24 protein-coding genes are annotated in these 22,587 nt (G+C 59.6%); 4 read left to right on the top strand and 20 right to left on the bottom strand.

Going from position 1 to position 22,587, the window contains the following annotated elements; genetic code table 11:
• Position 1 precedes the first annotated feature (1 nt).
• Together pal and tolB are read right to left on the bottom strand one after the other, a co-directional pair.
• The gene (gene pal / locus B9Z51_RS06285; protein ID WP_199227476.1) at positions 2-532 is read right to left on the bottom strand and encodes a peptidoglycan-associated lipoprotein Pal; all 531 of its coding nucleotides are present in this window, start codon (positions 530-532) and stop codon (positions 2-4) included.
• Between the two features lie 34 nt (positions 533-566).
• A complete protein-coding gene (tolB, locus tag B9Z51_RS06280) occupies positions 567-1,850 on the bottom strand; it encodes a Tol-Pal system beta propeller repeat protein TolB (RefSeq protein ID WP_199227475.1) in 1,284 nt (427 codons plus the stop codon).
• 213 nt (positions 1,851-2,063) lie between these two features.
• Here tolB and msbA point away from each other — a divergent pair, with 213 nt between their 5' ends.
• Positions 2,064-3,839, top strand: coding sequence for a lipid A export permease/ATP-binding protein MsbA (gene msbA / locus B9Z51_RS06275; protein WP_108374790.1), 1,776 nt, complete (start codon positions 2,064-2,066; stop codon positions 3,837-3,839).
• 36 nt (positions 3,840-3,875) lie between these two features.
• Here the strand turns inward: msbA and rng are convergent, their stop codons facing one another.
• The 9 genes from rng to B9Z51_RS06230 form a co-directional block, all read right to left on the bottom strand.
• A complete protein-coding gene (gene rng, locus B9Z51_RS06270) occupies positions 3,876-5,348 on the bottom strand; it encodes a ribonuclease G (RefSeq protein WP_108372943.1) in 1,473 nt (490 codons plus the stop codon).
• Between the two features lie 57 nt (positions 5,349-5,405).
• Positions 5,406-6,008 carry a nucleoside triphosphate pyrophosphatase gene (locus B9Z51_RS06265; protein ID WP_108372941.1) on the bottom strand — a complete coding sequence of 201 codons (603 nt, stop codon included), beginning with the start codon at positions 6,006-6,008 and terminating at the stop codon, positions 5,406-5,408.
• Positions 6,005-6,472, bottom strand: coding sequence for a 23S rRNA (pseudouridine(1915)-N(3))-methyltransferase RlmH (rlmH, locus tag B9Z51_RS06260; protein ID WP_108372939.1), 468 nt, complete (start codon positions 6,470-6,472; stop codon positions 6,005-6,007). The genes B9Z51_RS06265 and rlmH overlap by 4 nt, the downstream gene beginning before the upstream one ends.
• A 6-nt stretch (positions 6,473-6,478) precedes the next feature.
• Positions 6,479-7,210, bottom strand: coding sequence for a ribosome silencing factor (rsfS, locus tag B9Z51_RS06255; RefSeq protein WP_108372938.1), 732 nt, complete (start codon positions 7,208-7,210; stop codon positions 6,479-6,481).
• Positions 7,207-7,848 (bottom strand): nicotinate-nucleotide adenylyltransferase, encoded by a 642-nt coding sequence (nadD, locus tag B9Z51_RS06250; RefSeq protein WP_108372936.1) that lies wholly within the window; start codon positions 7,846-7,848, stop codon positions 7,207-7,209. The genes rsfS and nadD overlap by 4 nt, the downstream gene beginning before the upstream one ends.
• Positions 7,839-8,759: an oxygen-dependent coproporphyrinogen oxidase gene (gene hemF, locus B9Z51_RS06245; RefSeq protein ID WP_108372935.1), complete on the bottom strand. Its 921-nt coding sequence runs from the start codon at positions 8,757-8,759 to the stop codon at positions 7,839-7,841. The genes nadD and hemF overlap by 10 nt, the downstream gene beginning before the upstream one ends.
• Positions 8,756-9,340, bottom strand: coding sequence for a 1-acyl-sn-glycerol-3-phosphate acyltransferase (locus B9Z51_RS06240; protein WP_233254857.1), 585 nt, complete (start codon positions 9,338-9,340; stop codon positions 8,756-8,758). The genes hemF and B9Z51_RS06240 overlap by 4 nt, the downstream gene beginning before the upstream one ends.
• A gap of 86 nt (positions 9,341-9,426) precedes the next feature.
• Positions 9,427-10,707, bottom strand: a complete 1,281-nt coding sequence (purD, locus tag B9Z51_RS06235) for a phosphoribosylamine--glycine ligase (protein WP_108372931.1) — start codon at positions 10,705-10,707, stop codon at positions 9,427-9,429.
• 9 nt (positions 10,708-10,716) lie between these two features.
• Entirely contained in the window at positions 10,717-11,442 is a 726-nt protein-coding gene (locus tag B9Z51_RS06230) for a YebC/PmpR family DNA-binding transcriptional regulator (protein WP_108372929.1), read from the bottom strand.
• Between the two features lie 70 nt (positions 11,443-11,512).
• Between B9Z51_RS06230 and B9Z51_RS06225 the strand changes: the two genes are divergently transcribed.
• Positions 11,513-13,039 (top strand): helicase HerA-like C-terminal domain-containing protein, encoded by a 1,527-nt coding sequence (locus tag B9Z51_RS06225; RefSeq protein ID WP_108372927.1) that lies wholly within the window; start codon positions 11,513-11,515, stop codon positions 13,037-13,039.
• Positions 13,040-13,126: 87 nt separating this feature from the next.
• Here the strand turns inward: B9Z51_RS06225 and clpA are convergent, their stop codons facing one another.
• Together clpA and clpS are read right to left on the bottom strand one after the other, a co-directional pair.
• A complete protein-coding gene (clpA, locus tag B9Z51_RS06220) occupies positions 13,127-15,466 on the bottom strand; it encodes an ATP-dependent Clp protease ATP-binding subunit ClpA (protein ID WP_108372925.1) in 2,340 nt (779 codons plus the stop codon).
• Positions 15,467-15,521: 55 nt separating this feature from the next.
• The gene (gene clpS, locus B9Z51_RS06215) at positions 15,522-15,881 is read right to left on the bottom strand and encodes an ATP-dependent Clp protease adapter ClpS (RefSeq protein ID WP_108372924.1); all 360 of its coding nucleotides are present in this window, start codon (positions 15,879-15,881) and stop codon (positions 15,522-15,524) included.
• Here clpS and B9Z51_RS19005 point away from each other — a divergent pair.
• The gene (locus tag B9Z51_RS19005) at positions 15,880-16,293 is read left to right on the top strand and encodes a cold-shock protein (protein WP_304481762.1); all 414 of its coding nucleotides are present in this window, start codon (positions 15,880-15,882) and stop codon (positions 16,291-16,293) included. The genes clpS and B9Z51_RS19005 overlap by 2 nt on opposite strands.
• 86 nt (positions 16,294-16,379) lie before the next feature.
• Positions 16,380-16,865 (top strand): DUF192 domain-containing protein, encoded by a 486-nt coding sequence (locus tag B9Z51_RS06205; RefSeq protein WP_108374788.1) that lies wholly within the window; start codon positions 16,380-16,382, stop codon positions 16,863-16,865.
• 42 nt (positions 16,866-16,907) lie between these two features.
• On the opposite strand, the gene B9Z51_RS06200 is transcribed toward B9Z51_RS06205, so the two are convergent.
• The 7 genes from B9Z51_RS06200 to infC all read right to left on the bottom strand — a co-directional run bounded on the left by B9Z51_RS06200 (position 16,908) and on the right by infC (position 22,569).
• Positions 16,908-17,246: a DUF1840 domain-containing protein gene (locus tag B9Z51_RS06200; RefSeq protein WP_108372920.1), complete on the bottom strand. Its 339-nt coding sequence runs from the start codon at positions 17,244-17,246 to the stop codon at positions 16,908-16,910.
• Between the two features lie 23 nt (positions 17,247-17,269).
• Positions 17,270-17,614: an integration host factor subunit alpha gene (locus B9Z51_RS06195; protein WP_108372918.1), complete on the bottom strand. Its 345-nt coding sequence runs from the start codon at positions 17,612-17,614 to the stop codon at positions 17,270-17,272.
• Between the two features lie 12 nt (positions 17,615-17,626).
• Positions 17,627-20,056 (bottom strand): phenylalanine--tRNA ligase subunit beta, encoded by a 2,430-nt coding sequence (gene pheT / locus B9Z51_RS06190; RefSeq protein WP_108372917.1) that lies wholly within the window; start codon positions 20,054-20,056, stop codon positions 17,627-17,629.
• A gap of 34 nt (positions 20,057-20,090) precedes the next feature.
• Positions 20,091-21,128 (bottom strand): phenylalanine--tRNA ligase subunit alpha, encoded by a 1,038-nt coding sequence (gene pheS / locus B9Z51_RS06185; RefSeq protein WP_108372915.1) that lies wholly within the window; start codon positions 21,126-21,128, stop codon positions 20,091-20,093.
• Positions 21,129-21,247: 119 nt separating this feature from the next.
• Positions 21,248-21,610 (bottom strand): 50S ribosomal protein L20, encoded by a 363-nt coding sequence (rplT, locus tag B9Z51_RS06180; RefSeq protein WP_026036460.1) that lies wholly within the window; start codon positions 21,608-21,610, stop codon positions 21,248-21,250.
• 26 nt (positions 21,611-21,636) lie between these two features.
• Positions 21,637-21,840, bottom strand: a complete 204-nt coding sequence (rpmI, locus tag B9Z51_RS06175; RefSeq protein ID WP_108322580.1) for a 50S ribosomal protein L35 — start codon at positions 21,838-21,840, stop codon at positions 21,637-21,639.
• Between the two features lie 132 nt (positions 21,841-21,972).
• A complete protein-coding gene (infC, locus tag B9Z51_RS06170; protein ID WP_108372914.1) occupies positions 21,973-22,569 on the bottom strand; it encodes a translation initiation factor IF-3 in 597 nt (198 codons plus the stop codon).
• Between the last annotated feature and the right edge of the window lie 18 nt (positions 22,570-22,587).

The raw sequence follows: 22,587 nt of genomic DNA, 5'->3' as shown, positions 1-22,587 counted from the left end.
TTCAATACCGAATTTCAACGCGACGGTTTTTCGCGAAATCCAGCTCGGTGTTGCCTTGGGCTGCGGGCTTTTCCTTGCCATAGCTCACGGCCTCCAACTGGCTGTCAGGCACTCCCAGCAAAGTCAGGGCCTGACGCACTGCCTCAGCACGCTTTTGTCCCAAGGCCAGGTTGTATTCGCGGCCGCCACGTTCATCGGTGTGGCCTTCCAGGTTGGCCTTGCGCTGCTTGTTCGCTTGCAGGAAGCGGGCATGGTTTTCGATCACCGGACGGGCTTCAGCACGCACCACAAAGCTGTCGTAATCGAAATACACCACATGGGCCACGCCTGCAGGGCCGATGCCCGAACCCGTTTTATCGGCGTTCACATTGGACACACCCGATTGAGACGCCATGTCCACGCCCTTGGCCGTCACGCCCGAGCCCGAAGTGCTGGCGGATTTGTCTTCGACGGGCACGTCATCCAACTTCACACCCGATGCACAACCGCTCAAGAGCGCCACCAAGACCAACCCTGCCCAAATTTTCTTCATGTTCAACCTCATTGGTAAAAAATAACTCAAATGCTCATTTCCACATCGGGCCCCAATGGGGTTCGCGGATGTCCCCGCCCTGACCTGCCAAGCGTGCCCGGATTTTGCCATCCAGGGTGGTGGTCATCAGGGCTTCGCGGCCTTGCTGCACTGTGGCGTACATCACCAAGCGGCTGTTGGGTGCAAAGCTGGGGCGCTCATCGGCCGAGGTGTCAGACAGTGCCGTCACCTGCCCTGAGTTCACGTCCATCAGGTGCAAGCGAAATTGTCCACCGATGCGCGAGATGTAGGCCAGCCAGCGACCATCCAGGCTGACAGCGGGTGAAATGTTGTACGCGCCCGAAAACGTCACCCGCTCAGCCGGGCCACCTTGCGCGGGCATGCGGTAAATCTGTGGGCTGCCGCCGCGATCGCTGACGAAATACAGCGCGGTGCCGTCATAAGAAAACACCGGCTCGGTGTTGATGCTGCCCGCCTGGGTCAAGCGGCGCGGCTCGCCACCGGCCAGATCAATGCGAAACAATTGCGAGCCGCCATCGCGGCTGAGCGTCGCCACCAAAGACTTGCCATCGCGCGCCCAGGTGGGGGCGCTGTTGGAGCCCTTGAAATTGGCCACGGCACGGCGCTGGCCCGTGGCCAGTTCGTGCACATAAACCACAGGCTTGCGCGACTCGAAGGACACATAAGCCAGCTGTGTGCCGCTGGGTGACCAGACAGGCGAGATGATGGGCTCCGGGCTCATCAAGGCGGATTTGGCCCCCTCCCCGTCTGAATCGGCAATCCACAAGGTGTAGCGACCTGATGACTTGGTGACGTAAGTGATGCGAGTGGCAAAAACGCCGGGGGATCCGGTCAACTGCTGATAGGCCCAATCGGCCACACGGTGGGCCGACAAACGCAAATCGGCGGCCAAGACAGTGTCTTTGTAATCGGCCTTTTCCTGGCCCTTGACGGCGTCCCACAAACGGACACGCACGTCATACCGTCCATCGGCGAGGCGGCTGACAGAGCCAGCAAGCAAAGCCTCGGCAGACAACTGGCGCAAAGCCGACCAATCCGGTCGGCTCAATTCGTCCAGCTGGGCGTTGCCAAACGCCAGGCCTTTGAACTGGCCGCTTCGCTCCAGATCGCTTTGGACAATGCTGGCGAATTTTTGGGGGGCTGTCGCCTCACCTTTGAAGGGCGCAATCACCACGGGCAACTGGGTCATGCCCACGCCCGTGACCTCGACCCGAAATTCGGCCCATGCCGAGGTGCCCAAACCGCCAAGCAGAGACAACGCAAGCAAGAATTTCAGCCACCAGCCAGGCGGGTTCATGTGCAGCGAAAAAAGCGTCATAGGGTCAGCGTTCGAGTGGACAAAAATTCGAAGGCCTGATCGTACACCGTAGACATGACCATTTGACACGCTGGACACGCCTTGTTACTGACAAACAAACGATGATTGCGCCCCTGCCATCCGGGCAAGAACGAGTTCCAGAACGAGGGCCAAGCCTTAGACACAGTGCTGCTGCTTACAATCAAAGCGCCCATGACGACACCTACCCCCGACCGCCCCCCCGAAACCATCCGCACCCGACTGGTCCGACTTGCCCCCTACTTTGCCCAACAGCATGGTATCTGGGCGGTGGCCATCATCGCCACTTTGGTGGGCGCGCTCACAGAGCCCTTGATTCCGGCCTTGTTTCAGCCCTTGCTGGACAAGGGCTTTACCGAAAACAGCTTGCCGTGGTGGTCGATTCCGATCGCGGTGATTGGCTTGTTCACCATCCGGGGCATTGCCCACTTTGCCGGGCAATATGCCTTGGCACGCGTGACCAACGACGGCATGGAGAGATTGCGCAGCGACATGTTTGCCCAACTTCTGCGCGCCGACTTGAGTCTGTTCAGCCGTCAATCGGCCAGCACCTTGTCCAACACCGTGGTCTACGAAGTGCAAAACGGTGCAGGGCAACTGATTTCCGCCCTCATTGGCCTGACGCGCGACAGCTTCACCTTGCTGGCCTTTGTCGGCTACCTCATGTGGATCAACTGGAAACTGACTTTGGTGGTGTTCTCGGTGGCCCCAGCCTTGAGCTGGACCATGAAGGTGCTGTCCAAACGCCTGTACAGACTGACCAAGGAAGGCCAGCAAGCCACCGATGACCTGGCCTATGTGGTGGAAGAAAATGTGCTGGCCCACCGCATGGTGCGCTTGCATGGGGCGCAAGCCCAGCAAATGGACCGGTTCACCGCGCTGGGCAAACAGCTTCGCAGACTGGCGCTCAAATCGACCGCCTCATCGGCCGCCATCACCCCCCTGACCCAAATCCTCGCAGCCATCGCCCTGTCGATCGTCTTGGTCATCGCCCTGATGCAAAGCAAAAGCGGGACTTCTGGCGCCACCGTGGGCGGCTTTGTCGCCTTCATCAGCGCCATGCTCATGATGGTGGCCCCCATCAAACGTCTGGCTGACGTGGCCAACCCACTGACACGCGGCCTGGCCGCACTGGAGCGTTGCTTGGCTTTGCTCAGCGATGCGCCTGCAGAAACCCAAGGCCAGCACCAGGCAGACAAGGCCCGAGGTGCCATTGAGTGGCGTGGGGTGCACCTGCAATTCACCCCCGACAGCGCCCCGGCGCTGAGTGGCATCGACCTGACCGTTCAAGCCGGAGAAACCGTGGCCTTGGTGGGCACCTCGGGTGCGGGCAAAACCACCCTGGTGCAATTGCTGCCACGCTTTGTCAAAGCCACGTCGGGTGACGTGCTGATTGACGGTGTGCGCATTGAAGACTGGCAGTTGGCCAGCTTGCGCCACCAGATGGCCCTGGTCAGCCAGGATGTGATCATGCTCAACGACAGCCTGGCCGCCAACGTCTGCCTGGGCCAGACACCGGATCGGGCGCGCATCCAGTCTTGCCTGGAAGCGGCCAATTTGTGGGGCCATGTGGCCCAACTGCCCCAGGGCATGGACACGATGCTCGGCCACAACGCAGGCGAACTGTCAGGCGGTCAACGCCAGCGCCTGGCCATTGCCCGCGCCTTGTACAAGGATGCCCCGATTTTGATTTTGGACGAGGCCACATCGGCGCTGGACAACGAATCCGAGCGACTGGTGCAAGAAGCCCTGCAACAACTGATGCAAGGCCGCACCACGCTGATCGTGGCGCACCGGCTGTCCACCATTGAGCATGCCGACCGGGTGGTCGTTATGGAAAAAGGACGCATTGTGGAACAAGGCGCACCCGCCGCGCTGCTGGCCGCTGGCGGGGCTTATGCCAGGCTGCACAACCGGGGCGAATGGACGGGCAGCGAAGCGCAAGCCTGACAGGCGGTCAAGCCTGTCTTTGAAAGCCCCTCAGGCTCACATCAACACGATGTCGTATTGCTCCGGCCCCATGGCGGTCTCAACCTGCAAGGAAATCGGCTTGGCGATGAAGTCCGACAAGCCCGCCAGGTGCTGGCTTTCCTCATCCAATAACAAGTCGATGACCGCAGGTGCTGCCACGACCCGGAACTCACGCGGGTTGAATTGACGCGCTTCGCGCAAAATTTCCCGCAAGATGTCATAGGCCACGGAACGCGGGGTTTTGACAATACCCTTGCCTTGGCAGCTGGGGCACGGCTCACACAGCATGTGGGCCAGAGACTCGCGGGTGCGCTTGCGCGTCATCTCCAGCAAGCCCAGTGAAGAAAAGCCACCGGCCATGGTCTTGACCCGGTCACGCGAGAGTTGCTTGCGGAACTCGGCCAGCACAGCGTCCTTGTGATCGGCGCGGGACATGTCAATGAAGTCGGCAATGATGATGCCGCCCAGATTGCGCAACCGCAGCTGGCGGGCAATGGCCTGGGCTGCCTCCAGATTGGTCTTGAAGATGGTGTCTTCAAAATTGCGGGCCCCGACGTAGCCTCCGGTGTTGACGTCCACCGTGGTCAAAGCCTCCGTCTGGTCAATGATGAGGTAGCCACCGGACTTCAGATCCACCCGCCGCCCCAGCGCCTTGGCAATTTCTTCATCAATGGAATACAAGTCAAAAATCGGCCGCTCGCCTTTGTACAGCTGCAAGCGCTCGGCCGCCTTGGGCATGAACTCACGGCCAAATTCGACCAGCTTGGCGTGTTGCTCTTGCGAATCAATGCGGATGCTCTGTGTGGCTTCGCCCACCAGATCGCGCAAGACGCGTTGCAACAGCGTCAAGTCCTGGTGCAACAAGGACGGCGGCGGCAGGCGCAGCGATGCCTCTTTGATGCGTGCCCAGGTCTTGCGCAGGTAGGCGATGTCGTCTTGCAACTCTTCGTCGCTGGAGTCTTCGGCATTGGTGCGCAAGATGAAGCCTCCGCCTGCGGGGCCGACCAGCGCCTGCACCCGCTTGCGCAAAGCATCGCGCTGCTCGGACGGAATTTTTTGCGAGACACCAATGTGGTCGTCCTGCGGCAAAAACACCAGATGGCGCCCGGCAATACTGATCTGTGTGGACAATCGTGCACCCTTGGTGCCCATCGGGTCCTTGATGACCTGCACCATGATGGCCCGGCCCTCGTAGACCTGTTTTTCAATTGGCACCAGCGGCTGGCCGGTGCGAGCGGCCGCATTTTCGCCTTCGGTGTGCGGCTGCCAGACATCGGCCACATGCAAAAAAGCGGCTTTGTCCAAACCGATGTCAATAAAGGCCGATTGCATGCCGGGCAGCACTCGGGCCACTTTGCCCAGATAAATGTTGCCCACCAGACCACGCTCAAGGGTGCGCTCGACGTGCAATTCCTGCACAGCCCCCAGCTCGACCACGGCGACACGCGTTTCCTGGGGCGACCAATTGACCAAAATATCTTGTTGCATGGAAGGACTCGCGTTAGAAAAAGAAAAATGAGGCGATACCCCGATCCGGAGGGACCGTCAGCAGTGAATGCCCACCGAGCGCAAGAGCTGGGCCGTCTCGAACAAGGGCAAGCCCATGATGCCGGAATAGCTGCCCCGGATCTGCGCAATGTGCGACGCCGCCCTGCCCTGCACGCCATAGGCACCGGCTTTGCCCATGGGCTCGCCACTGGCCACATAGGCCTTGATGTGCGCAGGCGTCATGGGCGCAAAACGCACCCAAGACTCGGACACCGCCGCCACACGCTCAGCGCCATGCTGCACAGCGACTGCGGTCAGAACGCGGTGAGTTTGGCCGGACAACTGCTTAAGGATGCGCAGCGCATCGGCCTCATCTGCAGGTTTGCCCAAAATGACACGACCCAGCGCCACCGTGGTGTCCGCGCACAGCACCGGTGCCGCAGGCAGTCCCAGGCGCTGCAAGCGGGCGACTGCGGCGTCGAGCTTCAAACCGGTCACGCGGGCCACATAGCGGCCCGGCGCCTCGCTGCCCCGAATGGCTTCCAGGGCTTCGGCGTCTTCTGCTGGGTCGGGCAAGAGCAATTCATGAGCGACGCCAATTTGCTGCAAAAGTTGGCTGCGGCGCGGGCTTTGTGAGGCCAGATAAATGAAGTCGCTCATTCTCTGTGATAAGGATGGTTGGCGTTGATGGACCAGGCGCGGTACAGCTGCTCAATCAGCAGCACACGGGCCATGGCGTGGGGCAAGGTCATGTCGGACAAGCGGATGCGCTCATGGGCCAGCTGTCGAAACGCCGGCTCCAGCCCATCCGGGCCGCCAATGACCAGGGCCACATCGTCACCACCCAGCTGCCAAGTGGTCAGGCGAGTGGCCAATGCCTGGGTGGTGAGGTTGGTGCCCCGCTCGTCCAGCACCACGATGCGTGTGCCACGGGGAATGGCCGCTTCAATGCGCTGGCGCTCGGCCGCATACAAAGTAGCCAGGGTTTTGGAGCCACGGGGTTCGGTTTTGACCGCCTTGAGCTCAACCTTGAGTTCGGGCGGAAAACGCTTGGCATAGTCGTCCCAGGCGGTCTGAGCCCAGTCAGGCACACGCTGGCCGACCGCAACGATCAGCAGCTTCATGAAGGGTCAATCGGCTTTGCGGCGGGTCGCAGCTTGCACGGCCTTGCGGGCAGGGGCTTTTTTGGCTGGGGCTTTGGCAGCTGACTTGGCTGCAGGTTTGGCCGCAGGCTTGCCCACTGTTTTCACCGTGGGCTTGGACGCTGTTTTGGCGGGGGCTTTTGCGGGTGCTTTGGCTGCAGGCTTGCCTGTCGACTTGGCTGCACTTTTGGCTGGCGCAGATTTGGCGGCTGGCTTGCTGGCTTTGGCGGGTGCCTTCAAAGCCACCTTGGGCTTGGCTGTGCTGGTTTTGGCTGCAGCCGTTTTGGCGGGCGCCTTTTTGGCGGGTGATTTGCGCACATGGTCTTTGAGGTCCGCAGCCGCCGCAGGCTTGGGTGCACCAAATTTCAGTCGCACGGGCTTGTCGCCCCAGATTTCTTCCAGGTTGTAGTAGCTGCGGATGGTGGGCTGCATGATGTGCACCACGGCCTGACCGCAATCCACAATGATCCACTCGCCGTTGTCTTCACCTTCCATGCGAGGCTTGCCAAACCCGGCGTCACGCACCTTGTCGCGCACGCTGGCCGCCAGGGCTTTGGTCTGGCGGTTGGAGGTGCCCGAGGCCATGATGACGCGCTCAAACAAGGGGGACAGGTGCTCAGTGTCAAACACCTGGATGTCCTGGGCTTTCACATCTTCCAGGGCGTCCACGATGGCACGCTGGAGTTTTTGGGTGTCTTTTTTGGCAGCGGTGTCGTTCATCTATGGGGCCTGTAGAGGTGGTGTTCTTGAATATAGCGTTCAACAGCGGGGGGCACCAGACCTGAAATTGCTTGGTCTGTGGCCACGAGCACACGGATGTCCGTGGCGCTGTGGGGCATCAGCGGCATGTTCATAATCTGAATGCGCGCTTCGATGGCGTCAGAAAGGGGCTGTGAAGGGCTTGGGCCGGAATTGCTCCAGGCCTTGACGGCTGTATCACGGCCTGCGGCGCACATTATAGCGAGGCGCCCGATTTCATCGATCTGGTGCCAGGACGCCAACGAGCGCCGCTGGTCATCGCCCAGCAGCAAATACAGCTGCGCTTGGGGGAATTCGGCTTGCAATTGGCGCAGCGTGTCGACCGTGTAGCTGGGCCCCGAACGCAGGATTTCCCGATCATCCACCACGACCTCGGCCTGATCTTCAAAAGCCAGACGGGTCATGGCCAACCGGTCAGCCGCAGCACTGAGCGTGCGGGTCTTGTGCCAGGCCTGCCCCGTGGGCAAGACCCTGACTTGGTCCAGCTGCAATTGCGCTGCCGCGGCCTGCACCAAGGCCACATGGGCCAAGTGCGGTGGGTCAAAGGCGCCGCCAAAAACCCCCAGGCGCGCGACCGAGGAAGCAGACGTCAAACCCAATCCCTGGGCACCAAATAGTGGCTCAGCAAACGCGCTTCGGGCGAGTCTGGCGCGTCTTGGCGCTGGTATGACCAGCGCACTTCAGGCGGCATGGACAGCAAGATGGACTCCGTGCGGCCACCCGACTGCAACCCAAAATGCGTGCCCCGGTCCCACACCAGGTTGAACTCCACATAGCGGCCACGGCGGTAGAGCTGAAAATCGCGCTCACGTTCACCATACGGGGTGTCTTTGCGGCGCGCCACGATGGGCAAATACGCGGTCAGCAGTGCATCGCCCACGCTTTGCAGCATGGCAAAACTGTCATCCATGCCCAGCTCGGAGAAGTCGTCAAAAAAGATGCCCCCGACGCCTCGCTGTTCGTGGCGGTGCTTGTTGCAAAAGTAATCGTCACACCAGGCCTTGAAGCGCGGGTGCAGGCCTTCGCCAAATGGGGCCAGCGCATCCTTGCAAGTCTGATGAAAATGCACGGCGTCTTCGTCAAACCCGTAATAAGGCGTCAGGTCCATGCCTCCACCAAACCAGGCGACGGGCGCCCTGCCCTCGGGCTTGGCAACAATCATGCGCACATTCATGTGCACGGTCGGCACATAAGGGTTGCGGGGGTGAAAGACCAGCGAGACGCCCATCGCTTCAAACGCCGAGCCCGCCAACTCAGGACGGTGCTGGGTGGCCGAAGGTGGCAATTGCGGTCCGGTGACGTGCGAAAAGCCGCAGCCTGCACGCTCAAAGACCGGGCCACCCTCCAGAATCTGGGTGATGCCCTGCCCTTGTAATTTGTCTCCCGGGTCTTTCTGCCAGTGATCCACCAGAAAAGGCGTGCCATCGAGATCGGTCAAGGCTTGGGTGATGCGGGTCTGCAAGTCCACCAAATATTGGCGCGCAGCGCTCGGTTCAAAAGATGCATTCATGAGTTGTCTTTGAGGGATACAGACTGGACTGAAAAGGCGTTCCCTGTCCAGGGCTGCACGGGGCTCATTTGCTGGATGCGGAAACCTTCGGCGCCCTCAAATACGGCAGCCATGTGGGCATAGTCCTCATCAACGCGGCCCGTGAGTTGGTAAAAGTCCACCAGCGAAAAAGTGCGTCGTCTCCAGTCAAATTTGACCAGCACCAAGGGCACGTTTGCCTTGAGCGCCACTTGGTAAAAGCCACTGCGCCAACCGGGCGTCAGGCTGCGCGTGCCTTCAGGGGCCAAACCCAGCCACAGCAGGCGTCCGGAGCGTTTGTACTGCTCAAACACCTCGACCATGTCGCCGACCACCCCTTTGGGTGAGCTGCGATCAATCGGCAAACCACCGACCCAACGCAACCAGGCACCAAAGACCGGAAATTTGAACAGAGAATCCTTGGCCCAGAACTTGGCCGGAATGCCCAGCCCCCATTTGGCCAGGATGCCAATCGGAAAGTCCCAATTGCTGGTGTGTGGGTAGACGATGGCAACGCCCTGAAGCGTTGGGAACCCATCAAACTCCAGTTTCCAACCCAACATCCGCAAAATCCAACGAGCCAGTCGGGAGCCTTTGAATGTGACGGGGTGAATGGTACGAGGCAAAGTCATCGGCGAAGCATCCAGGCTCAGTGTTTGATGGCGCGGTAGCCAATGTCCTTGCGGTATTGCATACCGTCAAAGCCAATGGTTTCAAGCGTTTCGTAGGCTTTTTGCTGGGCCAGACGCACTGAGTCGGCCAGCGCGGTGACACACAGCACCCGCCCGCCAGAGGTGAGCGTTTTGCCATCCTGCGCTGTGGTGCCTGCATGAAACACCATGGCGTCTTCGGCGTCTTTGGGCAGGCCGTTGATGACATCGCCCTTGCGCGGGTTCATCGGGTAGCCGGCTGCGGCCATCACCACGCCCAAAGCCACACGGCGGTCCCATTCCATGTTGATTTTGTCCAGACCCAAGGAGGTAGCGGCCAGCATGACTTCGAGGAAGTCGGTCTTCAAGCGCATCAAGATGGGCTGGGTTTCCGGATCGCCCATGCGGCAATTGAACTCCAGGGTTTTGGGGCGTCCTTGCTCATCAATCATCAGCCCGGCGTACAAAAACCCGGTGTACGGAATGCCGTCTTTTTCCATGCCACGGATGGTGGGCAAAATCACCTCGCGCATGGCGCGGGCGTGGACTTCGGCTGTGACCACCGGCGCGGGCGAATAGGCCCCCATGCCGCCAGTGTTGGGGCCCTGATCGGCATCCAGCAAACGTTTGTGATCCTGGCTGGTCGCCATGGCGGCCACGTTTTGACCATCGCAGATCACGATGAAACTGGCCTCTTCACCCTGCAAAAACTCTTCAATCACCACACGCGCGCCACCGGCGTTGTGCGCCACACCCAGGGTGTTGTCCAGCAACATGAAGTCAATGGCTTCATGGGCTTCTGCCAGCGTCATGGCCACCACAACGCCCTTGCCTGCAGCCAGGCCATCGGCCTTGACCACAATCGGCGCCCCCATACGGTCCACATAAGCGTGCGCCAGGGCTGCATCGGTGAAGGTGTCAAATTCTGCGGTCGGGATGTGGTGCCGCGCCATGAACGCCTTGGAAAAGGCTTTGGAACTCTCCAGCTGAGCCGCCTTTTGCGTGGGGCCAAAAATGCGCAAGCCATGGGCACGGAAATCGTCCACAATGCCCGCCGCCAAAGGGGCCTCTGGGCCGACCACGGTCAAACCGATTTGGTTATCCAGCGCCCATTGGCGCAATCGTGCGATGTCCGTCAGAGGGATGTTTTGCAGCATGGCATCGCGGGCCGTGCCGCCATTGCCAGGCGCCACAAAGACCTGCTGCACTTTTGGCGATTGCGCCAGTTTCCACGCCATGGCATGTTCCCGGCCGCCATTGCCGACCACCAATACTTTCATCAGATGTCCTTACTCTTGAATGTCGGCGTTGTGGAAGACGTTTTGCACGTCATCCAGATCTTCCAGAATGTCCAGAAGTTTTTGCATTTTTGCAGCATCATCGCCGGTCAAGGCGATGGTGTTTTCAGCGCGCATGGTCACCTCGGCCATATCAGCCACCAGGCCTGCGGCTTCGAGGGCATTTTTAACCGCCTCAAAGTCTGCGGGCGCCGTCAGGACCTCAATGGCCCCTTCATCGTCGGTGATCACGTCCTCGGCGCCCGCCTCCAAGGCGACTTCCATGACCTTGTCTTCATTGGTGCCCGGGGCAAAAATCAATTGACCACAATTTTTGAACTGGAAAGCCACCGAACCCTCGGTGCCCAGGTTCCCGCCGTGCTTGCTGAACGCATGGCGAATTTCTGCCACAGTGCGCACCCGGTTGTCGGTCATGGTGTCCACGATGACGGCTGCGCCACCGATGCCATAGCCCTCGTAGCGGATTTCTTCGTAGCTCACGCCTTCGAGGTTGCCGGTGGCTTTGTCCACATTGCGTTTGATGGTGTCGGCCGGCATGTTGGCCGCTTTGGCCTTTTCAATGGCCAGGCGCAGACGGGGATTGGCGCTGACATCGCCGCCCCCGGTACGGGCGGCCACCATGATTTCACGGACCACACGGGTCCAGATTCGTTGCCTTTTTTCGTCTTGCCTGCCCTTGCGGTGCTGAATATTTGCCCATTTACTGTGGCCAGCCATCGGGAATTCCTTGAATGTTGATTTAATCTACGATCTCGATTTTACTTTTGTAGCCAGGGACCCGATTTTCATGACTGAACCCCTACTGATTGCCAAAAACAAGAACGCCCAATGTGAACTCTTGCCCGGTCTGGCCAACCGCCACGGGCTCATCACGGGCGCCACCGGCACAGGCAAAACTGTGACACTGCAAACCCTGGCCGAGAACTTCTCCCGCCAAGGCGTGCCGGTGTTCATGGCCGACGTCAAAGGCGACCTGACCGGCATCAGCCAGCCCGGCCACATCGGCGACAAGCTGGCGGCAGTCCTCAAGGACCGGGGCATCGACTTGCCAGCCCCCCTGGCCTGCCCCACCACCTTGTGGGATGTGTTTGGCGAACAAGGTCACCCGGTTCGGGCCACCATCACGGACATGGGGCCCTTGCTCTTGACGCGCATGCTGGGGCTGAACGAGACCCAGGCCGGGGTGCTCAATCTGGTATTCAAGATCGCTGACGACAACGGTTTGCTGGTTTTGGACATGAAAGACCTGCGGGCCATGCTCCAGTATGTGGGCGACAACGCCAAGACCTTCACCACCGAGTACGGCAACATCAGCGCCGCCAGCATCGGCGCCATCCAGCGCGGTCTGCTGCAAATTGAAACCCAGGGGGGTGACAAATTCTTTGGCGAGCCCATGCTCAACATTGAAGATTTCATGCAAACAGATGCCCAGGGCATGGGCGTGGTGAACATCCTGGCTGCCGACAAACTGCTCAATGCGCCGCGCCTGTACGCCACATTTTTGTTGTGGCTGCTCTCCGAGCTGTTTGAGGTCTTGCCCGAAATCGGTGACCCCGAAAAACCCAAGCTGGTGTTCTTCTTTGACGAGGCACATTTGCTGTTCAAGGACGCCCCGGCTGCACTGGTTGAGCGCATCGAGCTGGTGGTGCGCCTGGTGCGCTCCAAGGGTGTGGGGGTGTATTTCGTGACGCAAAACCCGCTGGACATTCCCGACAACGTTCTGGGGCAGCTGGGCAACCGGGTGCAACATGCCTTGCGCGCCTTCACGCCGCGCGACCAAAAAGCCGTGGCCGCCACGGCTCAAACCATGCGCCCCAAGGCCGGGCTGGACATCGAAGCGGCCATCACCGAGCTGGGTGTGGGCGAGGCGCTGGTGAGCTTTCTGGATGCCAAAGGCCGCCCCTGCGAAACTGAGCGCGTTTTCGTCATGCCCCCGGCCAGCCAGCTGGGCCCCATCACGCCTGCGCAACGACAAAACCTGATGCAAAACTCGCTGGTGGCAGGTGTGTATGAGCAGGTGCAAGACCGTGAATCGGCCTACGAAAAGCTCAAGGGTGCGCCCGCCCAGACGGCCAACACAGCAGGTGCCCCCGGCAAAGCCGGTGCGCCCAACGCAGCCCCAGCAGAAGGCGGCCTCATGGGCTCGGTCTCGGACTTCATCTTTGGCTCCACCGGCCCGCGTGGCGGCCAACACGACGGCGTGGCCCAGTTGCTGGTGAAAAGCGCTGTGCGCAATGTGGGCTCGGCCATTGGCCGCGAAATCGTGCGCGGCGTACTGGGTGGCTTGCTGGGTTCGGTCAAGTCCAAGCGCTGAGGTGTTTTCTGAATAGAAACGCTCAGCTCCAGAAAAAAGAGGCCCAGTCGGGCCTCTTTTTTTTTGGCCGTTTCCGGCTTGACGTTATCAACCCGCCGTAGCTTCTTCGGGCTCTGTGGGCTCTGAACGCGATGCACGACCTTCCTTTTTCGGGTTGGGCGTGATGTCCAGCAACACCTCGTCTTTGTCGTCGATGTCCACCGTCAGGCGGCCACCTTCGGTCAGGCGACCGAACAACAATTCGTCGGCCAGCGCCTTGCGGATGGTGTCCTGGATCAGGCGCTGCATCGGGCGCGCACCCATGAGCGGGTCAAAGCCCTTCTTGGCCAGGTGCTTGCGCAGCTTGTCGGTGAAGGTGACGTCCACTTTCTTCTCACCCAGCTGCTGCTCCAGCTGCAGCAGGAACTTGTCGACCACGCGCAGGATGATCTGCTCATCGAGCGGCTTGAAGCTGACGATCGCGTCCAAGCGGTTGCGGAACTCGGGCGTGAACAGGCGCTTGATGTCGCCCATTTCGTCCCCGGCCTGACGCGGGTTGGTGAAGCCAATCGTGGCCTTGTTCATGGTCTCGGCGCCCGCGTTGGTCGTCATGACGATGATCACATTGCGGAAATCGGCCTTGCGCCCGTTGTTGTCGGTCAGCGTGCCGTGGTCCATGACCTGCAGCAGCACGTTGAAGATCGCGGGGTGTGCTTTTTCGATTTCGTCGAGCAGCAGCACGCAGTGAGGCTTCTTGGTGACGGCCTCGGTCAGCAAACCGCCTTGGTCAAAGCCCACATAACCCGGAGGCGCGCCGATCAGGCGGCTCACAGCGTGCTGCTCCATGTACTCGGACATGTCAAAACGGATCAGCTCAATGCCCATGATGTAGGCCAGTTGCTTGGCCGCTTCGGTCTTGCCCACGCCCGTGGGGCCGGAGAACAAGAAGGAACCAATCGGTTTGTCGGCCTTGCCCAGACCCGAGCGCGCCATCTTGACGGCAGACGACAGCACTTCGAGGGCCTTGTCCTGGCCAAACACCACGGATTTGAGGTCCCGCTCGATGGTCTGCAGCTTGCTGCGGTCGTCGTTGGACACGTTGGCAGGCGGGATGCGGGCGATCTTGGCCACAATGTCTTCGATCTCGGCCTTGCCAATGGTCTTCTTGCGCTTGGAGGCCACCAAAATGCGCTGGGCTGCCCCGGCTTCGTCGATCACGTCAATCGCCTTGTCGGGCAGCTGACGGTCGTTGATGAACTTGGCCGACAGCTCGGCGGCCGCCTGCAGCGCAGCATTGGCATATTTGACGCTGTGGTGCTCCTCAAAGCGGCTCTTGAGGCCCTTGAGGATTTCCACCGTCTCGGACACTGTCGGTTCGACCACGTCCACTTTCTGGAAGCGTCGGGACAGTGCAGCGTCTTTTTCAAAGATGCCGCGGTACTCGGTGAAAGTGGTGGCGCCGATGCACTTGAGCTGACCACTGGAGAGTGCAGGCTTGAGCAGGTTGGACGCGTCCAGCGTACCGCCTGAGGCCGCACCTGCACCGATCAGGGTGTGGATTTCGTCGATGAACAGAATGCCATTGGGCTTGTCTTTCAGGGCCTTGAGCACGCCTTTGAGGCGCTGCTCGAAATCACCCCGGTACTTGGTGCCGGCCAGAAGCGAGCCCATGTCGAGTGAGTAGACCTGGGCTTCGGCCAGGATCTCGGGCACGGTGCCCTGCGTGATGCGCCAGGCCAAGCCCTCGGCAATAGCGGTCTTGCCCACGCCTGCTTCACCCACCAAGAGCGGGTTGTTCTTGCGGCGGCGGCACAGGATCTGGATCGTGCGCTCGACCTCGTACTCGCGGCCAATCAGCGGATCAATTTTTCCTTCTTTGGCAGCCTGGTTCAGGTTGTTGGTGTACTGCTCCAGGGGCGACGCCTTTTCGCTGCGTTCACCGGCCTGTGCACTCTCTTCGCCCTCGTTGCTGGCAGGTGCCTCGGACGATTTGGCCGATTCTGGCGGGTCACTCTTGCGGATTCCGTGGGCAATGAAGTTGACCACGTCCAGACGGGTGATGCCTTGCTGGTGCAGGTAATACACAGCGTGCGAATCCTTCTCGCCAAAAATCGCCACCAGCACGTTGGCGCCGGTCACTTCTTTCTTGCCACTGCCTGTGGACTGCACATGCATGATGGCACGCTGGATCACACGCTGAAAACCCAGTGTGGGTTGCGTGTCCACCTCTTCGGTGCCAGCCACTTGGGGGGTGTTGTCTTTGATGAAGTTGGTCAAAGCCTTGCGTAAATCATCAAGGTTGGCGGCGCACGCCCGCAAGACTTCAGCCGCGCTGGGGTTGTCCAGCAAGGCCAAAAGCAGGTGCTCGACCGTGATGAACTCGTGACGCTGCTGACGGGCCTCGACGAAGGCCATGTGCAAGCTGACTTCCAATTCCTGGGCAATCATGTGATTTCCTTTTGCCTTGCTTGAGATATAGAAACGATGTGGGGGAGTTTGGTGACTATTCAATGGGCTCGCTGACACATTGCAATGGATGCCCGCCTTGTCGGGCGGCCTCCAGCACTTGGTCCACCTTGGTAGCGGCCACATCGCGGGAATAAACACCGCAAACGCCTTTGCCATCCAAGTGAATCTTGAGCATGATTTGCGTAGCCGCTTCACGGTCTTTGCCAAAAAACTCCTGTATCACCATGACCACGAATTCCATGGGGGTGTAGTCATCATTGAGCATCGCCACCTGATACATCTGGGGCGGTTTGATCTTTTGAGCGCGGCGCTCGAGTACAACCGAATCCCCACCATCGGAGGTGCGGGGTGTCTCTGGCGGCAGCGCTGGATTTGCAGGTTTTTTCGTTGCCATGAATTCATTCTATAGAGGCTTTGAACCCCTTTTCGATGGCGGTCATAAAAGACTTTTTTCACAACACTCGAAATCCAGCGGCCTCGGGGAAAACCTCACATTGACAAAAATAACAAGCCCGCCTCAAATTGGTTCAAATAATTCACGGAGACATCGCATGCCCAGCGGTACGGTCAAATGGTTCAACGATGCCAAGGGATTCGGATTCATTGAGCCTGATGGCGGTGGGCCAGATGCTTTCGCTCATTTTTCGGCCATTCAGGCAGAGGGCTACAAAACCCTCAGTGAAGGTGCCCGGGTCACTTTCGAGCTCACCAAGGGCGATAAGGGGTTGATGGCCGCCAACATTCGAGCCGAAAACATCGCAGAGGATGCACTGCCTGCATCGACCGGCGAAAATCAGACCTCTTGATCGGCCTCGATGGCCTTGGCAAGCGAAACCTGGCCCGCTTGCCGTTATCCTTGGGGGCTGCCGCAAGCGCGAACACTGATTTCACCATGACACCCAGAAAGACCTTGGCCACTCACACATTTCGCCGACTTGGCGCCAAGCTGATCACTTCTGCTTGTTTATTGACCGCCCTGCACGCAGTGGCCCAACCCTCACCGCAAATGCAACTACCCCGGACGAAATTGAGTGCCGGCATGCATGTGCTGGATGTGCAATTGGCGCAAACGCCCGAGCAACGCCAAATCGGCCTCATGTCACGCAAAGACATGCCTCAACACGAGGGCATGCTTTTTGTGTTCGAACAGCCCGCCACACAGTGTTTCTGGATGCGCAACACGCTGATCCCGCTGACCGCCGCCTTTGTCGAAGACGACGGCACCATTGTCAACCTGGCCGACATGAAACCCCAAAGCGACGATTCGCATTGCTCGACCAAACCCGTACGCTTTGTGCTGGAAATGAACGCAGGCTGGTTTGCAAAAAGGCAAATCAAGGCGGGCTACAAGCTCAGTGGCGCAGCTTTCTCTCGCTGAATGCAAACTCCAAAGTCCTCGGCCAGAGACCTGACTTGACCCTCAAACACCCCAGACCACATTGGACTCTTCGGCCAGGCTGAGCTTCAGGAACTTGAGCATGGGCGTCGCCCGTTGCGCTAAACGCACCGAATCAATCACCGAGGCCGATTCTTCTGATGAGTTGCCTTCAGCCTTCAGGGCTTTTTCGGCCTGCTCCATGCGCAAGGCTTCGTCTTGCGCCACAGCCAACTCCAATGCCGCTATCACGCCGGGCAAAGCCTGGGCTTGCACAATGCCCTTGACCGGATCGTCGCCCAACATGATTTTGAGCAATCTGCAGGCATCGGCCTCCAGCATGATGAGGTCGCTGGCCGCGTGGGATTTGAATTTGAACAACATGAAACGCTCCAGAAATGGGCGACTCAAAGACTGTCGACCTCGTCACCGCCCTCGGTGTCGCCCTGAATCAAGGCCTTGAGTTTATGGCTGGCATGAAATGTCGCGACACGTCGTGCATCAATCGGAATCAATTCTCCAGTCCGGGGATTGCGTCCAGGACGAGCTGCCTTAGTCCGGATCTGGAAGTTGCCAAAGCCTGAAATCTTCACGTCCTCGCCGGAAATCAGGTTATCGACCACCAGATCAAAAAACGCATCGACCATGTCCTTGGATTCGCGTTTGTTCAGACCGATTTGCTCAAACAGCAAATCGGCCAAATGCGCCTTGGTCAGGGCCGGCGTTTCCAGGGACTCAAAACTGATTTCCATGGTCAATCCAACTCAGGCACGCAGCCGTGCAGACGTTTGCTGCGCCAAGCTGGCGATCACGGCCTGAACGACGGCATCAATCTGCGCATCGGTCAAGGTGGCTTCGTCGCTGTGCAGTGTCAGGCGAACCGCCAGGCTTTTCTCACCCACGGCCAGTCCGCTGTTGGACTCGGCCTTGGGACGGTAAACATCAAACAGCACCGCATCGCGCAGCACGCCCTGAGTGGGCGCAGCATGGATGGCGGCCATCAATTGCGCATGAGTGACCTGCTCACTGACAATCACCGCCAAGTCACGCTCCACCGACTGGTGCTTGGCCACGGCCTGCGCCACCGGCACCCCGCGGGCCGTGACGGCATCGAGCGACAGCTCGAACACCACCGGGGCACTGCTCAGCTCCCAAGCCTGACGCCAACGAGGGTGCAACTCGCCCACATGACCGATCACCACGCCATCCAGCAGTACGTGGGCCGAACGGCCTGGGTGCAAGGCGGGGTGTTCAGCGGCGACGAATTCTGCTTTGCGCGGGGCAAGCAGCTTTTCCACATCGGCTTTGACATCGTAAAAATCGACGTTGCGCGCCTTGCCCTGCCAGCCCAAAGGCTCAACCGGGCCCCAGGCCATGCCTGCCACATGCATGGGTTGGTCAAAGCCTTCCACGGTGGTGTCGCTGCTCTGAACCGAAGCGTTGCGCAAAAACACACGACCCAGCTCGAACACGCGCACGCGGTCGGCCTTGCGGTCGGCGTTGAACTTGATCACTTGCACCAGCGAGCCGATCAGGCTGGAGCGCATCACGCTCATCTGGCTGGCGATCGGGTTGAGCAAGCGGATCGGGTTGGCGTTGCCTGCGAGGTCCTTTTCCCAAGCTTCTTCGACAAAGCTGTAGTTGATGGTTTCCTGGTAACCCAGGGCCGCAATCGCGCGGCGCACAGCAGATGGGCTGCGCTCGGTCTCGCGGCGCACCTTGGCAGTGATGGGGGCCAAAGGCGGGGTTGTGGGCAGGTTGTTGTAGCCCACCATGCGGGCGACTTCTTCGATCAGGTCTTCTTCGATCTGCAAATCGAAACGGAAGCTGGGCGGCGTCACGGTGACGGAGCCCTCGCCTTCTGTCACTTGCAAGCCCAAGCCGCGCAGGGCGTCGGCGCACTGCTGCTGGGTCAAATGCATCCCAATGACCTTGACCGCCCGGGCCACGCGCAGCGTGACGGGGGTGATCGATGGAATGTTCAGAATTTGGTCGTCAATCGGGCCGACCTTTGTCTCGGGCGTGCCGCAAATGTCGAGCACCAACTGGGTGATGCGCTCAATGTGCTCCACGGTCAGCTGAGGGTCCACACCGCGCTCAAAACGGTGACCGGCGTCGGTCGAGAAGTTGAAGCGGCGCGAACGGCCCGCGATCGAGGTGGGCCACCAGAAAGCGGCTTCGATGTAGATGTTTTGCGTGTCGTCGGACACGGCGGTGGCGTCGCCCCCCATGATGCCCGCCAGCGATTCGACCTGGCTGTCGTCGGCGATCACGCCGACCTTGTCATCCACAGTCACGGTGTTGCCGTTGAGCAGCTTGAGCGACTCGCCAGGCTGACCCCAGCGCACCTGCAGGCCACCATGGATTTTGTCGAGGTCAAAAATGTGCGACGGGCGACCGAACTCGAACATCACGTAGTTGGAGATGTCCACCAGCGGGCTCACGCTGCGCTGGCCGCAACGGGCCAGGCGGTCTACCATCCACTGAGGCGTTTGCGCCTTCGTGTTCACGCCCTTGACCACACGGCCGCTGAAACGGCCGCACAGGTCGGTGGCCTGCACCTTCACCGCCAGCTTGTCGCTGACCTGTGTGGCCACAGCCGGGAACGATGGTGCCTTGAGCGGCACGCCGGTCAGAGCCGACACTTCGCGGGCAATGCCATAAACACTCAAGCAGTGCGCCAGGTTGGGCGTGAGCTTGAGCGTCATCAGGGTGTCGTCCAGATTCAGGTACTGGCGAATGTCCTGACCCAACGGCGCATCTGCAGGCAATTCCAACAGGCCGCCGTGGTCGTCAGCGATCTTCAGTTCCTTGGCCGAGCAAAGCATGCCCTGGCTTTCGACGCCACGCAGTTTGCCCACTTTGATCAAGAAAGGCTTGCCGTCTTCGCCCGGAGGCAACTCGGCGCCCACCATGGCGCAGGGCACCCGGATGCCCACACGGGCATTGGGCGCACCACACACGATATTGAGCAAAGCGCCCTGCCCCACATCGACCTGGCACACGCGCAAGCGGTCGGCGTTGGGGTGTTGCACGGCCTCCTTGATTTCGCCAACCACGATTTTGGTGAACGGCGGGGCCACGGACTCGAGCTCTTCCACTTCGAGGCCTGCCATGGTCAATGTGTCGGCCAGTTGCTGGGTGGTCAGGGACGGGTTGCAGAACTCGCGCAACCAGGATTCGGGAAATTGCATGACTCGTGTCTCGTGTATCGGACTTGGGAGGGAATTACTGGAACTGGCTCAGGAAGCGCACATCGCCGTCAAAGAACAGGCGCAGGTCGTTCACGCCATAGCGCAGCATGGTGAAACGGTCCATGCCCATGCCAAAGGCAAAGCCGATGAAACGCTCGGGGTCCAAGCCCATGTTGCGCACCACGTTCGGATGCACCTGGCCGGAGCCGCCCACTTCAAGCCAACGACCCGCCAGAGGGCCTGCTTGGAACTGAATGTCGATCTCGGCGCTGGGTTCGGTGAAGGGGAAAAAGCTGGGACGGAAGCGCAGCACCAGATCGTCGCTTTCAAAGAAGGTGCGGCAGAAATCGGTGACCACAACCTTAAGGTCCTTGAAGCTCACATTTTCGCCAATCCACAGGCCTTCGCACTGGTGGAACATGGGCGAATGGGTGGCATCGCTGTCCACACGGTAGGTGCGGCCCGGCGCGATGACGCGGACCTCGGGCATCCCTTGGCCAGCGTCGAGTTGGTTCTTGTAGCGTTTGACGTGCTGCACCGCATGGCGGATTTGCATGGGGCTGGTGTGGGTGCGCAGCAGATGGCCGCCTTCCACATAGAAGGTGTCGTGCATCGAGCGCGCTGGGTGGTCTTCGGGCGTGTTGAGCGCGGTGAAGTTGAACCAGTCGGTTTCGATCTCGGGGCCCTGAGCGACTTCAAAGCCCATGGAGCCAAAAATGTATTCGACCCGCTCGAGCGTGAGCGAGACAGGGTGCAAGCCCCCCACGTTGGCGCTGCGGCCTGGCAGTGTCACATCCAAGGCTTCGGCCTTGAGTTGCGCTTGCAGCTCGGCATCGGCCAGCGCCTGGCGGCGGTCGTTCAGTGCCGCCTCAATCGCCTGCTTGGCGATGTTGATGGCGGCACCACGGGTTTTTTTGTCTTCCACGCTCAGAGCGGCCATGCCCTTCATCAGCTCGGTCAAGCGACCGGCTTTGCCCAAAAACTGGGCCTTGGCGTTCTCGAGGTCAGCAGGTGTCAGTGCCTGCACAAAACTCTGGCGTGCGGATTCGACCAGGGTGTCCAGCTCGTTCATGGTGTGGGAGATCGGTGATCTGTGTAAAAGGAATAAAAAAGGGATTGAAGCTTTTGTGAGCCTCAATCCCTTTGATCGAGTGCGCGGCATGAACCCGAAGGTCCATGTCACTCATGAAATCAAGCTGCGGCCAATTTGGCTTTGACTTGGTTCACGATGCCAGCAAAAGCGGCCTTGTCGTGCACGGCGATGTCCGCCAGCATCTTACGGTCGATTTCGATGGCAGCCTTTTTCAGGCCGTTGGCGAATTGGCTGTAGGTCAGACCGCATTCACGCGCAGCGGCGTTGATACGGGCAATCCACAACTGACGGAACACACGCTTTTTGGTGCGGCGGTCACGGTAGGCGTATTGACCAGCCTTCATCACCGCCTGTTTGGCGATACGGAAGACATTGCCGCGGCGACCGCGGAAACCTTTTGCAAGGGCCAAAACTTTCTTGTGACGGGCGCGTGCCGTTACACCACGTTTAACGCGAGGCATATTTATTCTCCTTGTTCGTCAGTGAATTACAGGCCAGCCATGGGCAGCATCTGTGCCATGTGACCCATATTGGTCTCATGCACAGCCACTGCACCGCGGAGGTGGCGTTTGTTCTTGGTGGTCTTCTTGGTCAGAATGTGACGCTTGAAGGCTTGACCGCGTTTAACGGTACCACCTGGACGAACACGGAAGCGCTTCTTAGCACTGCTTTTGGTCTTCATCTTGGGCATTTCAATGCTCCTTTATTTGTGCTCGTGAGGCGTCTGCAAAATCTTTGCAGCCTTGATGGCCCCGAGCCACTTTTACAAAAGCCTCCCGAAGGCAGCTCTTGATTCGACCTGCCCGAAGGCAGATCCAACTCTTCAACCCGCCTGATCTGCAGGCGCTGCAGCATCTGCAGACTTGCCGGCGGGCTTTTTGCGACCTGGCGCGATCATCATGATCATCTGACGACCTTCGAGCTTGGGGAACTGCTCGACGATGATCAGATCTGCCAATTCGTCGCGAATCCGGTTCAGCAAGGCCATACCCAACTCTTGGTGGGTGATCTCGCGACCGCGGAAACGCAAGGTGATCTTGCATTTGTCGCCATCTGCCAAAAAGCGGCGGATGTTGCGCATCTTGATGTTGTAGTCACCATCGTCGGTTCCGGGGCGGAACTTGACTTCCTTGATGTCAATGACCGTTTGCTTGGCTTTGGCTTCCGCCGCTCGCTTTTGCTCTTGGTACTTGAACTTGCCGTAGTCCATCAAACGACAAACCGGCGGATTGGCAGTGGCGGCGATTTCAACCAGATCCACATCCAATTCACCTGCCATGCGCAGTGCTTCTGCCAAAGACAAGATGCCCAATGGCTCGTTTTCAGGGCCGGAAACACGGACCTCAGGGGCCATGATTTCACGGTTCAAACGGTGTTTGCGTTCTTCGCGTTGGCGACGATCACGAAATTCGGTAGCGATGACTCAATCCTTCAAGGG

Source organism: Limnohabitans sp. T6-5, assembly GCF_003063315.1.
Lineage (GTDB): Bacteria > Pseudomonadota > Gammaproteobacteria > Burkholderiales > Burkholderiaceae_C > Limnohabitans_A.
The sequence above is the reverse complement of the archived record's forward strand: the minus strand, read 5'-3'. Positions and strand labels throughout refer to the sequence as shown.

What these genes read in the sequence shown, in the direction of transcription:
- B9Z51_RS06230 (WP_108372929.1), bottom strand. Translation starts at nt 11,442, where the DNA reads ATGGCTGGCCACAGTAAATGGGCAAATATTCAGCACCGCAAGGGCAGG.
- purD (WP_108372931.1), bottom strand. Translation starts at nt 10,707, where the DNA reads ATGAAAGTATTGGTGGTCGGCAATGGCGGCCGGGAACATGCCATGGCG.
- tolB (WP_199227475.1), bottom strand. Translation starts at nt 1,850, where the DNA reads ATGAACCCGCCTGGCTGGTGGCTGAAATTCTTGCTTGCGTTGTCTCTG.
- pheS (WP_108372915.1), bottom strand. Translation starts at nt 21,128, where the DNA reads ATGAACGAGCTGGACACCCTGGTCGAATCCGCACGCCAGAGTTTTGTG.
- B9Z51_RS19005 (WP_304481762.1), top strand. Translation starts at nt 15,880, where the DNA reads ATGAATTCATTCTATAGAGGCTTTGAACCCCTTTTCGATGGCGGTCAT.
- rng (WP_108372943.1), bottom strand. Translation starts at nt 5,348, where the DNA reads ATGCAACAAGATATTTTGGTCAATTGGTCGCCCCAGGAAACGCGTGTC.
- hemF (WP_108372935.1), bottom strand. Translation starts at nt 8,759, where the DNA reads ATGAATGCATCTTTTGAACCGAGCGCTGCGCGCCAATATTTGGTGGAC.
- rsfS (WP_108372938.1), bottom strand. Translation starts at nt 7,210, where the DNA reads ATGAACGACACCGCTGCCAAAAAAGACACCCAAAAACTCCAGCGTGCC.
- B9Z51_RS06240 (WP_233254857.1), bottom strand. Translation starts at nt 9,340, where the DNA reads ATGTTGGGTTGGAAACTGGAGTTTGATGGGTTCCCAACGCTTCAGGGC.
- rpmI (WP_108322580.1), bottom strand. Translation starts at nt 21,840, where the DNA reads ATGCCCAAGATGAAGACCAAAAGCAGTGCTAAGAAGCGCTTCCGTGTT.
- B9Z51_RS06265 (WP_108372941.1), bottom strand. Translation starts at nt 6,008, where the DNA reads ATGAGCGACTTCATTTATCTGGCCTCACAAAGCCCGCGCCGCAGCCAA.
- clpS (WP_108372924.1), bottom strand. Translation starts at nt 15,881, where the DNA reads ATGGCAACGAAAAAACCTGCAAATCCAGCGCTGCCGCCAGAGACACCC.
- rlmH (WP_108372939.1), bottom strand. Translation starts at nt 6,472, where the DNA reads ATGAAGCTGCTGATCGTTGCGGTCGGCCAGCGTGTGCCTGACTGGGCT.
- pal (WP_199227476.1), bottom strand. Translation starts at nt 532, where the DNA reads ATGAAGAAAATTTGGGCAGGGTTGGTCTTGGTGGCGCTCTTGAGCGGT.
- rplT (WP_026036460.1), bottom strand. Translation starts at nt 21,610, where the DNA reads ATGCCTCGCGTTAAACGTGGTGTAACGGCACGCGCCCGTCACAAGAAA.
- B9Z51_RS06225 (WP_108372927.1), top strand. Translation starts at nt 11,513, where the DNA reads ATGACTGAACCCCTACTGATTGCCAAAAACAAGAACGCCCAATGTGAA.
- msbA (WP_108374790.1), top strand. Translation starts at nt 2,064, where the DNA reads ATGACGACACCTACCCCCGACCGCCCCCCCGAAACCATCCGCACCCGA.
- B9Z51_RS06200 (WP_108372920.1), bottom strand. Translation starts at nt 17,246, where the DNA reads ATGTTGTTCAAATTCAAATCCCACGCGGCCAGCGACCTCATCATGCTG.
- clpA (WP_108372925.1), bottom strand. Translation starts at nt 15,466, where the DNA reads ATGATTGCCCAGGAATTGGAAGTCAGCTTGCACATGGCCTTCGTCGAG.
- B9Z51_RS06195 (WP_108372918.1), bottom strand. Translation starts at nt 17,614, where the DNA reads ATGGAAATCAGTTTTGAGTCCCTGGAAACGCCGGCCCTGACCAAGGCG.
- B9Z51_RS06205 (WP_108374788.1), top strand. Translation starts at nt 16,380, where the DNA reads ATGACACCCAGAAAGACCTTGGCCACTCACACATTTCGCCGACTTGGC.
- pheT (WP_108372917.1), bottom strand. Translation starts at nt 20,056, where the DNA reads ATGCAATTTCCCGAATCCTGGTTGCGCGAGTTCTGCAACCCGTCCCTG.